Origin of the sequence: Lysinibacillus sp. KCTC 33748 (assembly GCF_002237755.1) — a bacterium.
Taxonomy (GTDB): Bacteria; Bacillota; Bacilli; order Bacillales_A; family Planococcaceae; genus Lysinibacillus.
In genome coordinates this window covers 37,136-51,656 of sequence record NZ_MWSJ01000020.1, presented here as the reverse complement: position 1 = coordinate 51,656, position 14,521 = coordinate 37,136, and the positions used below count along the sequence as shown (strand labels likewise).

Below are 14,521 nucleotides of genomic sequence, written 5' to 3'. Positions count from 1 at the left end.
CCTTATAAAGTATTCATTTTAGACATAGTATAGCATATAATCTTTTTATAATTGATTAATTAACCTTCCGGTATATATAATTAAAACTACTTACATGAAACGGAGGTCTTTAAATGAAAAAGCACCCACTAGAGCAATGGGGCTCAATGGTAACAAGTAAAAAAGGGCGCTTTTTAGCCCTCGCCTTTTGGATTTCACTTGTTGTACTGTCATTTGCCTGGCCACAGATTAATAGTATTAAGAGTGAATCTGGTAAAAATTTACCCGAAAGTGAAATGTCTCAGCAGGCAGCAACTATTATTGCAGAACAATTTCCAAATGATGCAGGTACACCATTATTACTCGTCTGGCATCGAGATAGCGGGCTAACTACTGATGATTTTGTTGCTATCCAAAAAGTTTACGGAGAGCTTAAAGCGAAACCTTTAGCAAATCAAACTGTTATTCCACCATATGATAAAATGCCACCTCAAGCCTTTTTAGCGTCTGCATCTGACAATGGCACAACAATTGTAACTCCTATTTTCTTTGAAAAAGGCGTGGCTACGGATGCGTTGCGAGAGAGTTTAAAGATATTAACAAAAACAATGGATAAGAATAATATCCAAATAGATAAAGACTTAGTTAGTGACAATCTTCATGTGCGTTATTCTGGACCGGTTGGTATCGCTACGGATGCTGTCGGTTTATTCTCCCAAGCTGATGTTAAATTACTAATTGCGACAGTGCTCCTTGTTTTAGTTTTACTAATTATTATTTATCGTTCACCGTTATTAGCCATTATTCCATTAATGGTTGTTGCTCTTGCCTACGTCGTTATAAGTCCAACGCTCGGTTTTTTCGCCGATCATGGATGGATCGATAAGGACTCGCAGGCTGTCTCTATTATGACTGTATTACTCTTTGGAGCAGGTACAGACTATTGTTTATTTTTAATATCAAAGTATCGAGAGATATTATTTCATATTGAAGATAAGACTACTGCCATGAAGCTTACTATTAAGGAGTCTGGCGGTGCGATTATGATGAGTGCATTAACGGTTGTTATCGGTTTAGCTACTCTTAGCCTTGCCCATTATGGTGCATTCCAACGTTTTGCAATTCCGTTTAGCTTTGGTGTACTGGTGATGGGTGTTGCTGCGTTAGTTGTACTTCCAGCAATTCTTGTTATCATAGGTCGCGTTGCCTTCTTCCCATTCATTCCACGAACAGAGGATATGGCTTATAAAAAAGGAAAAAAACAGCACAAACCAACACATAAAATAAGTCGCACAATCGGGCGCACTGTAACGCATAAACCATGGGTGGTCATTGTTGTCACTTTACTGTTCCTTGGTGGGTTAGCAGCATTCGTACCACGTATTCAGTATACTTTCGATCTATTATCGTCATTTCCTGAGAATATGCCATCCCGCGAAGGCTTTAATTTAATAGAAGAAAATTTTTCACCTGGTGAATTAGCTCCAGTTCAGCTCGTCATTGATACTGAGGGTATAGATATCCACTTGCAGCAGCAATTAGCTGAAATCTCTTATATTGATAGTGTTGCAGATAGCCGAATTGGAGAGAAAAATAATGCTATCCAATTGTACGAGATTTCTTTAAATGCGAATCCTTATGCTAAGGAATCGTTAGCTCATATTCCAGAGCTTAAAGCAGCGGTTATAAAAATGCTTGAGGATGAAGGTATAAAAAGTGCAGATAAACATATTTGGATTGGCGGCGAAACAGCTAGTCAATATGATACACAGCAATTAACTGTACGCGATGAAACTGTTATTATGCCAACAATGATTGCTTTAATTGCTTTATTATTATTCATTTATCTACGTTCCGTAACAGCTACTGTTTACTTACTAGCAACAGTTATTATTTCTTATTTCGGGGCACTTGGTGCAGGTTGGCTAATTTTACATTATGTAATGGGGGCAGATGCCATTTCAGGAGCAATTCCACTCTATGCATTTGTATTTTTAGTGGCTCTCGGGGAAGATTATAATATCTTTATGATTTCGGAAATTTGGAAAAAACGCAGAACAGTAGATCATTTAACAGCTATTGAGGAAGGTGTCGTAAGAACAGGAAGCGTTATTACATCTGCTGGTCTAATTTTAGCTGGAACATTCGCTGTCCTTGCTACCTTACCTATTCAAGTACTTGTTCAGTTCGGTGTCGTTACGGCAATTGGCGTGTTGCTTGATACATTCATTGTACGTCCATTGCTGGTACCTGCTATTACTACTGTTCTCGGTAAATATGCGTTTTGGCCAGGAGCATTATTTAAAAAGAATGATTAAAATTATTGCACGGACATTAGCGTAAAAGGTTAGGATGATTTTAAAATATTCATCCATCCTTTAGCTTTTGCTAATATCCGTGCTATTTTGAGTGCCCATACAACGATACGTATTGCTATAATGCATCAAAAAACTCCCCTTCGATAAACAGAAATATATTTTTCATCCGTTTACCTATAGGGGAGCATATCAACTTATTATTATTTAGTTGGTTTTTTCAAATCCATTGAAGCCGCTGTGCTTTCAACATTAACGCGTTTTAAGAAGAACGCAAGTACAAGTGCAAGAACGGTAATACAAGCAGCAATGAAGAATGAGTGTGTAATACCATCTAATAAAGCATTTTGCATAATGTGATCCTGCATTTGCTGCATTTGTTCTGGCGACGGTGCAACACCTGATTGCGCTGCATTCGCTTTTGCTTCTGCAATTAATTCTTCAGCTTTTGCTTTTGTACGACTATTCATGAACGTTACCATCACGGCACTACCAATTGCCCCCGCTACTTGCTGTACAGTGTTGTTAATTGCTGTACCGTGTGGGTTCATCATTTGTGGTAACTGGTTTAAACCGTTTGTCATAATCGGCATCATAACCATTGACAAACCAAACATACGAATTGTGTACAATGACACAATAAATGTATAGCTTGAATCTATTTCTAACTTTGTTAAACCGAATGACGCAATCGTTGTAATCGTTAAACCGATAATCGCTAGTACACGCGGTCCAAATTTATCGAATAGTTTCCCTGTAATCGGCGACATAATGCCCATTACAAGTGCCCCAGGAAGCATCATTAAGCCCGCCTCGAATGGTTCAATCCCACGAATTGATTGTACGTAAGCAGGTGTTAAAATCATCCCAGAGAACATAGCCATTGAGACGATAACCGAGATAGCTGATCCCAACGCAAACATTGGATATTTATAAATACGTAATTCTAGCAAAGGCTGATCCATACGTAATTGTTTAAATATGAAGATGATTAAAGCAAGTAAACCAGCTGAAATTGTGCCATATACCCAAGGACTTGACCAGCCTTTATCCCCTGCCGTACTGAAACCATATAGAATACCACCGAATGCAATTGTTGATAATAGCACTGATGGGACATCTAAATGAACTTCACGTGTATCCATCACGTTTTCTAATTTCCAAATACCAAATAATAAACTAATTACAGCAAATGGAATAATCATTTGGAATAGCATACGCCAATCGTGATGCTCAACAATATATCCTGATAATGTAGGTCCGATTGCTGGTGCAGAAATCATCACTAGACCGAAAATACCCATTGCTGCTCCACGTTTTTCTTTTGGAAAACTAATGAGCATTACATTCATTAGAAGTGGTGACATACTTGCAGCGCCTGCTGCTTGCACCATACGACCTGCTAAAAGTGTACCGAAGTTAGGTGCAAATCCAGCCATAGCCGTACCAATTGTAAAGACTGACATCGCTACAATAAATAAATGTCTATTTTTAAAGCGCGTTACAAAGAATGCTGAAGCAGGTACTAAAATACCACTTACAAGCATATAGCCTGTTGCGAGCCATTGTACGGATGAATACGTTATACCAAAATCTTTCATGATTGTTGGTAATGCAACATTTAACAATGTGTTGTTTAGAAAAGCAACAAAAGCACCCACAAATAAAATACTAATCATACCATAGGGGGGCTTTTTCAATGTTTGCTCACTATTCATTTATATCCCTCAATTCTTTCTTGTTTTTTTCGATAAAACTTATTTTATACTCGCAGTCTATTTTTTTCAACAATTAAGTCTATAAAATTTAAAAACATTGATATATAAGCATTTTCAATATAGAATAAGAGTATAATATTTTAAAAAAGGTGAGGTTATGAACAAAAGAAAAAGACAAATTATCACTGCCGCCCGCGCTCTTTTTATCGAAAAGGGATTCGTGGATGCATCGATGAACGACATCATTAGTGCAGCAAAAATTTCAAAGGGCACATTTTATAATCATTTTTCTTCTAAAAATGAATGTTTAATCGCCATATTAGACGAAGGGCGCGAAGAAGCAAGTAATCGCCGCCACGAACTTCTTTACGGTAAAGATCCTACAGATTTAGAAGTATTAACACAGCAAGTTGCAGTACTCATGTATGTCAATCGAGAACATAATTTAATTCAAATTTTTGAATCGATTTTCCACTCTAAGGATATCGAATTAAAAAAAATAATTTTAAACTATTATTTACAAGAGTTGGAGTGGCTCGCCAACCGACTTGTACAAGTTTTCGGAGAAGAAATTAGTCCCATCAGCTATGAATGCGCCGTACAGACACTTGGTATGATTAACCTTACATTACGCGCAGTCTTAATCGCTGACTATAAATATATAAATCGAGAAGCCATTGTACGTGTAGCATTACGCAATATTAGCGTAATTATACCCGTTATGCTTGAATCAAAAGAAATCATCATTAGTACTGAAATGATCAATACGATTCAAAACGTCGCGAATTTTAAAACAGTTAATAAGGAAACGGTCATCGAGCAATTAACAGGCTTTAAAAAAGGATTAGCTAAGAACGAAACAGTAGAAGGGTTAGAATACGTGGAATTCTTATTAGAGGAATTACAGCGCGAGAAACCAAAGCTCTTTATTATCGAATCACTTCTTACACCTTTCCGAAAAGCATTCGTTGGAACCGTACACGCCGAAGAGGCACGTGACATCGCTAATAGCTTGTGGCGCTATGTAAAAATTGAGCGACCATCTGAGCGGTGCTTAAAATAACCACATAAACAAAAGGAGCTATATAGAAAGTCAAACATTCACGACTTTCCATCTAGCTCCTTTTTTCAGGCTTTTATCCTATTAAATTAATTTATTATGCGCATTTGATAAACCTATAAGTTAATCTTCGTTACGACTGGGCGACTCCTTGGGGATTAGCAACAGAGGAACGGAAATCAACTCACATATATTGATGAATACATTTATCACTTAATTTGACGATCTTTCGGTCCTATCCAAAAGCCAACCGCAATACTAATAGCTACTACAAGAAAAGGTGCATACAAAATAATAAATTGATTCATTATAATTCCCCCTATGCATGGTGATCATGTTTACCGCAAGCATAATCACGATCAAACACAAACCATTTCATTACTAAATATAGTGAAGGGATGAGTAGAACTAATCCTCCAACAAACGCTATCACTAATGCAATCGCCATTGTTTCATTTGTAAAGCTATCATAGACCGACAAATACGGATACAGTAAATACGGATAATGTGAAATACCATAGCCGAAAAATGCAAATCCAAACTGGGCAACCATTAAAAAGACGGCTATGCCATAGTTTTTCTTTTTAAATAAAAGAATTAGCGTTAAAAGAAATAGCACCCCTGAAATGGCGAAAAGCCACCTCAAATTTAACATATTTTCATAATGCTCAGGCACGTGTCCCTTTAACTCCACCATAATCCCTATTACACTTATCACGAGCGGCAAAGACCAACCGAGAGCATATTTTCTCATTAAATTCGAGGCATGTTCATCTCGTGCTCTTTTCCCATACCATGTTAAGAAAACAGCCGAAATATACAAAACTGCCACTATACTTAATAGCACAATAGACCAAGTTAACGGATTCGTGAAAAGTTTAGCAATTTGTAAACGTGGTTCTTCATTTACAATTTTCACGAACCCTCCCTCAGATATCGTTAACACAATAGATAGTGATGCAGGTATAAATAAACCAGTAATTCCGTACATCATTGTATAACCAATATGTCCACCTTTTTCGCTGTAGGATTCAAATGCATAATAACTCCCTCTAATTGCTATTAATATTAATGAGATACTGACCGGCACTAGCAAAATCGTGCCGTAATAATAAGCTGTTTGAGGGAAGAAACCTACCATTCCAACAAAGAAAAATACAAGGAAGACATTTGTAATTTCCCACACCGGAGATAAATAACGCTTAATAACATTGGCTAGTATTTGATCTTTACCAATCAAGACACTATACGCATTAAAGAAGCCCGCTCCAAAGTCTATGGACGCGACAATGACATAGCCGAATAGAAATAACCATAGTACTGAAATCCCTAATATTTCTAAGCTCATTGCCCTGCACACCCTTCCACTTGCTTATGTTCTTCAATTTCACGTTCAATCGGATTGTTACGGAACATACGGATAAGTACAACGATACTTCCTACCGCTAATACAATGTACAGACCCGCAAATAGTATTAGCATCGTATCGACTTGGCCACTCGTTGTAGCACCTTCCGCCGTTTTCATATAACCACGCAGTATCCAAGGCTGACGCCCTACTTCCGCAAACCACCAGCCTGCCTCAACAGCAATAAGCGATAGCGGACCACCTGCCACTACTATTCTCTTAAAACTTTTTGAAGAAATGAACCTCCATCCTAGCCACTTACCTAGCACATAAATAGCTGCAACGACAATTAGTAAAGTTCCGATCACTACCATCACATCAAACAAATAATGGATATAAAGTGGCGGCTGTTCGTCCTCAGGAAATTGATCTAAACCTTTTACTTCTGCAAAAGGATTATTATGCGCCAATACACTCAATGCATACGGTACTTTGATGGCATATTTCACCTCTTCCCCATCTAATACTCCAAATAGCACAAGCGAAGCATCCTCTTTTGTTTCAAAATGCCATTCAGCAGCAGCTAATTTTTCTGGTTGATATTCAGCTAAATACTTCCCAGAAAAATCACCTACAATTAGTGCTGCTAGCGAAAATACTAGTCCAAGTTTCAATAAAAGATGTAATGCTTTTTTATGATACACATGCTTCGACCCTCGCAGCATACGATAAGCTGCAATAGAAGCTAATAAAAATGCGGACGTCATATAAGACGTTACTAATACATGCGCTACCTTCGTTGGCATTGCAGGATTTAGCATCGCTAGAACTGGTTGAATGTTTACCAGTTCTCCATCTACAAGATCAAAGCCCTGCGGCGCATTCATAAAGGCATTCACAATCGTAATAAAAACAGCCGACATAGAAGCACCAATCGCTACCGGGACCAATAATAATAAATGTCGCTTTGGATTTTTAAATCGATCCCATGTATATAAATAAAGCCCTAAGAAAATCGCTTCAACAAAGAACGCAAATGTTTCCATAAACAATGGTAATGCGATCACCTGGCCAGCCAACTCCATAAAGTTTGGCCATAGTAGTGATAGCTGTAATCCTATCGCAGTACCAGTGACAACACCTATTGCCACAGTAATCACAAACCCTCTCGCCCATCTTCTTGCGAGCAATAAATAGTGCTCGTCATTATTTTTTAATCCAACCCATTGAGCAATCATGATCATTAAAGGTATACCAACGCCAATTGTTGCGTAAATGATATGGAATGACAATGTTAACTCTGTTAAGGCCCGACTCCACATTACAGCTGAATCATTCATTTTATTTCATCTCCTAGGTACCAAAAATTCTTCCAATGATTGAAAGAAACATTATCCCCGCTACTAAAAAACTTATAATTATTAGCTTTTTTTCATGTGATTTATAGGCAACCACTTTTTGTTTTTTCATCATAATAGATCAGCCCAAATTTTAATCGCTGTCGCTAAGATGAGTACGGCTAAAATACTTTGCAAAATTTTCGTATTCATTTTTTTACCTACTTTTGCCCCAAGAGGAGCCGCCAGTAAACTTGCCACTATCATAATACCTGCGGAATAGTACTCGACTTGTCCTGTCATTAGCTTACCGATTGTTCCACCGATTGAAGAGATAAACGTAATGGCTAAACTAGTAGCAATCGTCATGCGCGTTGGTATCCCAAGAACTACAAGCATAATCGGGACAAGCAAGAAGCCACCTGCAGCACCAACGATCCCTGAACCAATCCCAACAATAAATGCTAAAATTGCGGCTAACGGCTTGTTGAAAGTTACTTCACCCATCGGCTTATCATCAATTTGTTTCTTAGGAATAAACATCATCACGGCTGCAATCAAGGCTAATATCCCGTATACGACATTCACACCATTTTCAGATAAAAACTGTGATCCGTAGCTCCCAACAAAGCTACCAGCTAAAATGGCTCCTCCCATATAAAGAATAAGGGGCTTATTAAGATAGCCACCCTTTCGATATGCCCAAACGCCTGCAATCGAAGCAAAAAACACTTGTACCGCACTAATACCTGAAACTTCATGTGCTGAAAACGCCGCTAAGCCAAAAAGTGGTGGTATATATAGTAGCATTGGGTATTTAATGATTGATCCGCCTATTCCCAACATACCGGACACAAAAGATCCAACGAATCCAATCAGGAAAATCACAATTATAAATGTTATATCCACTGTGCTTGCATCTCCTTTTATTTATGTGCCTTCAGTATAGTCCCACTGTAATTCCAGACATATAGGGGTTTTCCACTATTAGCTTTACTCACTGTGACAATATTGAAAATTATTTCTATAAAATAAAAAAAGATCACTCATCATTCGAGTGATCCCAGCTTGCTGACAAAAATAAATATAACAATAAACAAAGATTAATTTTTACTCCGAGTTGGCGACTCCCGCGGACTTGGCTTCAATCTCATCCCGCAGGAGTCGCCACTTCAACAGCTCCAAGAAAGCGCTAGTCGGAAGTAAATCAACCCCTCATTTTGCCGTAGAGCCATATATTTCAATTCTCATATTGCACCAGATCCTAACCGCAATACGCTGTTACATATAGTTATTTGCAAGTCCATACTGAATAAGCTCAGCTTTATTACTTAAATCGAGTTTTTGCATAATATTTGATTTATGATTTTCAACCGTTTTACTACTAATATATAGTTGCCCAGCAATTTGGACATTCGTATATCCTAGAACTGTTAACCTCATTATTTCCTGCTCACGCACAGTTAAAATGCATTGTTCTTCATGCCCTTTATGTTCAAACAATTTATTTAGCTGCTCCTGCGGAATACCAACGTTATAATATATACGGCCACTATATACAGTGCGAATAGCCTCATAGAGAACTCCACCTTGACTATTTTTCAAAATATAGCCATGAGCTTCAACAGCAATCGCTTTTTGAATATAAGCAACTTCATTGTGCATGGTTAACATAATAATTTTCACGTTAGGCATTTGCTTATGAATCTCTTGAGTAGCCGTAAACCCATCTAACCCATTCGGAATGGATACGTCCATTAAAATGACATCCGGGTTTAATGATATTGCCTGAGTGATTGCTTCCGCTCCATCACCTGCTTCACCTACAACCTGTACATCTTTATAATTTTCCAATAAAAGAACAATCCCTTTACGGATCAGCACATGATCATCTACTACTAAAACACGAATCATCTAAAGTCATCCTTCCAATTATGTACTTGAATGCTAATTTGAGTACCTTTATTGTGAGCCGAATTAATATTAAAAGATCCCCCTAATAGTGTAATTCGCTCCTCCATATGCTTTAAACCGAGCCCTTCTTTTTTCACGTACTGTAGATCAAACCCTACGCCATTATCTTCTATATAGAGTGATAAATTTGTAGCTTTCTTTTGGAGGCGAATGACGACTTTAGAGGCCTTTGCATATTTAATAACATTGTGTAAAGCCTCCTGCACGACGCGATAAATATTGATTTCTACGGATGGATTACACCGTTCTTCAAAATCTGTTTCTAACGATATAGCAATATCAGGATGTACCTTTTGCACTGAATCGACAAGGGTGCTTAATGTAGGTGTAATCCCTAACTGATCTATACTATGGGGGCGAAGCTGATAGGAGTACAATTTAATATCATTCATTACTTGCTCTAGCTCATTGCGTACTTCTTCGATATACGTATTTAGTTTTTCATTGTCTTTGACATAAGATTCAACCGCCTGCAGTGCAACAGATATTGTATATAATGATTGGCCAACGCCATCATGTAATTCTTGCGCAAGCCTTTTATGTTCTTCCTCTTTTGCCTCAATCAACTTTTTAATAATCAGCTTTGAAATCCGAGCCTCTTCTTCCTTTAACTGAAGGGTCTGATCGCGCAACACAAGAAGAAACGCTTGCTCGTTATTGTCTGTATACATCAGTGCAGTGCTCATTTCAACATCTATCTTACTACCATGATACGTCGGCATTTTCGATAAAAAATAAGGAACCTCATTATGCTCTATTAAATAACATGTATGTTCTTTTGGAGATTTTTGACGATTTTCACAAAATGAACAAAAGGGCACTCGATCTCCTAATTCCCATCCCGATAACCTCTTCGCCGAGGGATTCATCATTAAAATTTCACGGTTTTGATTCATTATGATGATGCCATCTTGAATATATTGAAATATTTGCTGTAAATATTTATTTTTCAGCTGTTCTTTCTCCAATCTAAACACACTCCTAGCTAAAAAGGCATAAAGCCTCCCTTTAAGTTTACTTGTTACTTCAGCATAATTGGCCCTATACTTTTTCTTCTATCACGCTATAACTCTTCACTTCATGCCCCGCTTTACGAATAATACGAACACTCATATTTTTTTCTAGCTGTGTTGATGCAATAATATGAAGGGGTCTTTTAGGTAGTTCATGCATGTGACGTACTAAATAGGCAATTGGTAAATTTAATGCATTTGGTGTAGGTGATTTGTAAGAATCATTATAATCACGTACATCTACTATCGCCATTCCTACTTTCAACTCTTGCGGTAAACACTCCTGTATTTGACGTACTGGGATATGCCGTTTATAAATAATTCTACCAATAATAAGAAGGAATATACTCAAACTTACAATAATCATTTTTTAACCCCTTTTACCGAGAAAAAAGGTTGTCTAAATCCGTTTAGCATTCCATTGACGAATCTCATAACGCCTTACTAAACCTTATAAACAAAGAAAAATAGCAGACTAGGATTACTAGTATGCTATTTTTCTTTTAGAACAACCTCGTTTATTTAGTCACTACCTCTTGTTGCCAAGCCATATAGCCACCTGTTAAATTTACAATGTCGTGAATGCCGTTTGCTTTTAGCACACTTACAGCAATTGCAGAACGAGCACCACCTTGGCATTGAACAACAATTTTTTTATTAGTTTGCAATTCATCTAAACGTCTAGCTAGTGTACCAACCATAATATGTTGAGCATTTTCAATATGCCCTGCATCATATTCTGTTTGATTGCGCACATCAAGCACATGAACTTTTTCACTTTCAATGAACGGCTTTGCTTCTAAAGGAGTTATATTTTCATAACTATCTAGAGAAGTAGCCTCTTCCAAAACTTTCGTCACATCCCCATAACCAACAACATTGTCGATACCGATAGAACGCAATGCTATTAAAATATCATCTAGTTGAGAAGGATTCATTAACAGATACAATGGTTTTGAATAATCTACTAGCCAACCAGCCCAATTGGTCAATGAATTATTGTAAGGGATGTTTAGCGTACCTGCGATAAACCCTTGTGAGAAATCTTCCGCCGGTCTAGTATCAATCACTTGCTCCCCATCTGCAAGAAGTCGAGTAATCTCTTCATAGTTTGACACTACCTTTACTGGTGGTAAGTTCTTAAGAAGTTCTATCCCTACTTTATTGACACGCTTCATAACAGCAAAATAATAAGGAGGTTCCGGCTGACCATCTAGTAATGCGTCAACAAATTTTTGTTCATCATCAAACTGCATAGCCCAGTTGAATTGCTTCTCATACCCAACTGTTGAAGATGGCACAGCGCCCAACGCTTTACCACAAGCACTACCCGCTCCATGAGCTGGCCATATTTGCATGTACTCTGGTAAAGCCTTAAAACGTTCTAATGATTTAAACATCGCTTTAGCACCAGATAGTGATGTACCCTGAATACCAGCAGCCTTTTCTAACAAATCAGGGCGTCCGATATCACCTACAAAGACAAAGTCACCTGTAAAAATCCCCATTGGCTTATCTGCTACACCGCCACGATCCGTTAATAAGAAGGAGATACTTTCTGGCGTATGTCCTGGTGTATGCATAACTTTAAAAATAAGATTACCTATAGTAAATTCATCACCATCTTTTAATAATTGATGAGGAATTCCTTCAAGATTTTGATACTTCCAATCAGCATCCCCTTCGTCGGAAATATACATCGTTGTTCCAGCACGGTCTGCTAACTCACGAGACCCAGCTACAAAATCGGCATGAATATGCGTTTCTAACGCGCCAACAATTTGCATCTTTTCTTTTTCTGCTAAAGCAAGATAGGGCTCAATATTACGCATCGGGTCAACAATGACCATTTCACCTTTCGCCTGACATCCCACAACATAAGAAGCGTGCGCTAATTTCTCATCGTAAAAATATCGTAATAACATGTGTAAAACTCCCCTTTACTCAGTTTTTTTCTTTTAAAATATCTAGTGCAGATTGAACATAATTAAGTGTTTTTTGAACAGAAGGATCTTTCGTCCATTTAATAATCGAAAAAACATTGATATGTTGAGGCTTCTCTTCTGCTCTTTGCTGTACCATTTTGAAGAACTCCATACTCGTCTTGCCTTTTTCGACGTATGAATCGGTATAGCTCTTTAAGTTATTCATTGTGTATTCTATTGTTTGGTTATCCTGAAGTATCGCTGTACCAAAATCAATGATGTTTTCTAACTGATGAATGATTTGAACAAGCTTTGGCAACTTCTCCATCAGCTGAACAATAGCTGTTATCGTTTCTGAGCCTACATTATAAGTAGAGACAAATTGCTCGTATCTATCTATCGTCTTGTCATCAGTTAGTACCGCTTTTCCAAAATCCACAACATTTTCTGCTGATTCTATCGTTTGTTCTACATTCGGTAATTTCTCCAACAAGCGCTGTAAAGAGTCTCGAACTTCTGGCTTCTCAAGCGTTTCGATTATTTGATATAATTCCTTGCTCATACTTACCGTTGCATTAGCCATGCTTGTCGCCTCCCTTCATTCTTAATTACATAGTGCCTTTCAACATCCCATCCCAGTACATAACAGGTAGTAAATCCTTTTTCATGAAATACATACTAGATCTTTCCACTGCCTGGTTGAAGGGCATAGATTCAACAGGTTCTTTATTGTAATCAAACTCCGCCAATATCAGTTTGTTGTAGCCTGTTACAATTGGGCAAGAAGAGTAGCCATCATACGTTTGCTTCATTGGCTGTTGCCTCATTAAAGCAATAAGATTTTGTGCAACGACAGGAGCTTGCTTGCGTATAGCTGCACCCGTTTTGGATGTTGGCAGATTAGCGTTATCACCTATTCCAAACACATTGCTATACTTTTTATGTTGCAAAGTAAACTTGTCGACATCTACCCACCCACATTCGTCTGCTAATGCACTCGTCCGTATAAATTCAGGTGAACACATATAAGGTGTCACGTGAATCATGTCGTATTTAATTTCTTCTAATGTGCCTGTATCTAAATTTTCAAAAATAGCTATTTTTTCTTCAGCCTTAATTTCAATTAAATTACGACGGAATCGAGCACCAATATTTTTCCGTTCTATTACCTTTTCAAGCGCTTCACGATATTTCAAAACATCGAAAATCGCTGGATTGGCCGAGCCAAAAATAACGTTAATATTGTCACGAACATTGACTCTATTAAAATGGTCTTCTGCTAAGTGCATAATTTTTTGTGGAGCACCGCCACATTTTACTGGTGAGTTTGGATGTGTAAATAACGCTGTTCCTTCTTTAAAATTACGGATCGTTTCCCACGTATAATCCACATGCTTAAAAGAATAATTACTACATACACTTTTAGTCCCCAATGCCTCTTTCAGCCCTTTAATAGCACCCCAGTTAATTTCTATCCCACCAGCAACTACTAAAAAATTATACGTGTATGTTGTACCGTCTAGTGTCATTACCTGGTTTTGACTGGGGTCAAAACTACTAACAGCCTCTTTTAACCAAACAGCTCCCTCAGGGATAACAGAAAGCATCTCACGTTCAGAGTCCCACTTATTTGCCGCACCACCTCCCACCAATGTCCATAGTGGTTGATAATAATGTTTTTCCGCAGGATCTATGATGGCAATCTCCCCTTGAAGTGAATGAGATTGACGAAGTAAGCGTGCCGCTACTGAAATACCAGCAGTTCCTCCTCCAACGATGACTACTTTAAAAGAAGTCTTCATATGTGTATCCTCCTTATCATGCTGTCTTTCGTATACAACTTTTACACCTT

The 14,521-nt window shown here is 37.9% G+C and carries 13 protein-coding genes; 2 read left to right on the top strand and 11 right to left on the bottom strand.

All coding sequences use genetic code 11. The features are described from left to right. Positions 1-113 precede the first annotated feature (113 nt). Positions 114-2,297: an MMPL family transporter gene (locus tag B1B04_RS19390; protein ID WP_079563020.1), complete on the top strand. Its 2,184-nt coding sequence runs from the start codon at positions 114-116 to the stop codon at positions 2,295-2,297. 200 nt (positions 2,298-2,497) lie between these two features. On the opposite strand, the gene B1B04_RS19385 is transcribed toward B1B04_RS19390, so the two are convergent. Beyond that, positions 2,498-4,012 carry a DHA2 family efflux MFS transporter permease subunit gene (locus B1B04_RS19385; RefSeq protein WP_079563019.1) on the bottom strand — a complete coding sequence of 505 codons (1,515 nt, stop codon included), beginning with the start codon at positions 4,010-4,012 and terminating at the stop codon, positions 2,498-2,500. A 157-nt stretch (positions 4,013-4,169) separates the two neighbouring features. On the opposite strand from B1B04_RS19385, the gene B1B04_RS19380 reads away from it, so the two are divergent. Then, entirely contained in the window at positions 4,170-5,075 is a 906-nt protein-coding gene (locus B1B04_RS19380) for a TetR/AcrR family transcriptional regulator (RefSeq protein ID WP_079563018.1), read from the top strand. Positions 5,076-5,281: 206 nt separating this feature from the next. Here the strand turns inward: B1B04_RS19380 and cydS are convergent, their stop codons facing one another. The 10 genes from cydS to B1B04_RS19335 all read right to left on the bottom strand — a co-directional run bounded on the left by cydS (position 5,282) and on the right by B1B04_RS19335 (position 14,471). Continuing rightward, positions 5,282-5,380: a cytochrome bd oxidase small subunit CydS family protein gene (gene cydS / locus B1B04_RS26745; protein ID WP_386829881.1), complete on the bottom strand. Its 99-nt coding sequence runs from the start codon at positions 5,378-5,380 to the stop codon at positions 5,282-5,284. 11 nt (positions 5,381-5,391) lie between these two features. Continuing rightward, positions 5,392-6,420 (bottom strand): cytochrome d ubiquinol oxidase subunit II, encoded by a 1,029-nt coding sequence (locus B1B04_RS19375; RefSeq protein ID WP_079563017.1) that lies wholly within the window; start codon positions 6,418-6,420, stop codon positions 5,392-5,394. Beyond that, positions 6,417-7,760, bottom strand: a complete 1,344-nt coding sequence (locus B1B04_RS19370) for a cytochrome ubiquinol oxidase subunit I (protein ID WP_079563016.1) — start codon at positions 7,758-7,760, stop codon at positions 6,417-6,419. Before B1B04_RS19370 ends, B1B04_RS19375 begins: the two co-directional genes overlap by 4 nt. Before the next feature lie 129 nt (positions 7,761-7,889). Continuing rightward, positions 7,890-8,666: a sulfite exporter TauE/SafE family protein gene (locus tag B1B04_RS19365; protein WP_079563015.1), complete on the bottom strand. Its 777-nt coding sequence runs from the start codon at positions 8,664-8,666 to the stop codon at positions 7,890-7,892. Between the two features lie 372 nt (positions 8,667-9,038). Beyond that, positions 9,039-9,671, bottom strand: a complete 633-nt coding sequence (locus tag B1B04_RS19360; protein ID WP_079563014.1) for a response regulator — start codon at positions 9,669-9,671, stop codon at positions 9,039-9,041. Next, the gene (locus B1B04_RS19355) at positions 9,668-10,699 is read right to left on the bottom strand and encodes a PAS domain-containing sensor histidine kinase (protein WP_240518347.1); all 1,032 of its coding nucleotides are present in this window, start codon (positions 10,697-10,699) and stop codon (positions 9,668-9,670) included. The genes B1B04_RS19360 and B1B04_RS19355 overlap by 4 nt, the downstream gene beginning before the upstream one ends. Positions 10,700-10,772: 73 nt before the next feature. Next, positions 10,773-11,111, bottom strand: coding sequence for a rhodanese-like domain-containing protein (locus B1B04_RS19350; protein WP_079563013.1), 339 nt, complete (start codon positions 11,109-11,111; stop codon positions 10,773-10,775). 151 nt (positions 11,112-11,262) lie between these two features. Beyond that, positions 11,263-12,669 carry an MBL fold metallo-hydrolase gene (locus B1B04_RS19345; protein WP_079563012.1) on the bottom strand — a complete coding sequence of 469 codons (1,407 nt, stop codon included), beginning with the start codon at positions 12,667-12,669 and terminating at the stop codon, positions 11,263-11,265. 19 nt (positions 12,670-12,688) lie between these two features. Continuing rightward, complete coding sequence (locus B1B04_RS19340; RefSeq protein WP_079563011.1) at positions 12,689-13,252, bottom strand: helical membrane plugin domain-containing protein; 564 nt, start codon at positions 13,250-13,252, stop codon at positions 12,689-12,691. Positions 13,253-13,277: 25 nt separating this feature from the next. Then, positions 13,278-14,471 (bottom strand): NAD(P)/FAD-dependent oxidoreductase, encoded by a 1,194-nt coding sequence (locus B1B04_RS19335; RefSeq protein ID WP_079563010.1) that lies wholly within the window; start codon positions 14,469-14,471, stop codon positions 13,278-13,280. Positions 14,472-14,521: the final 50 nt, after the last annotated feature.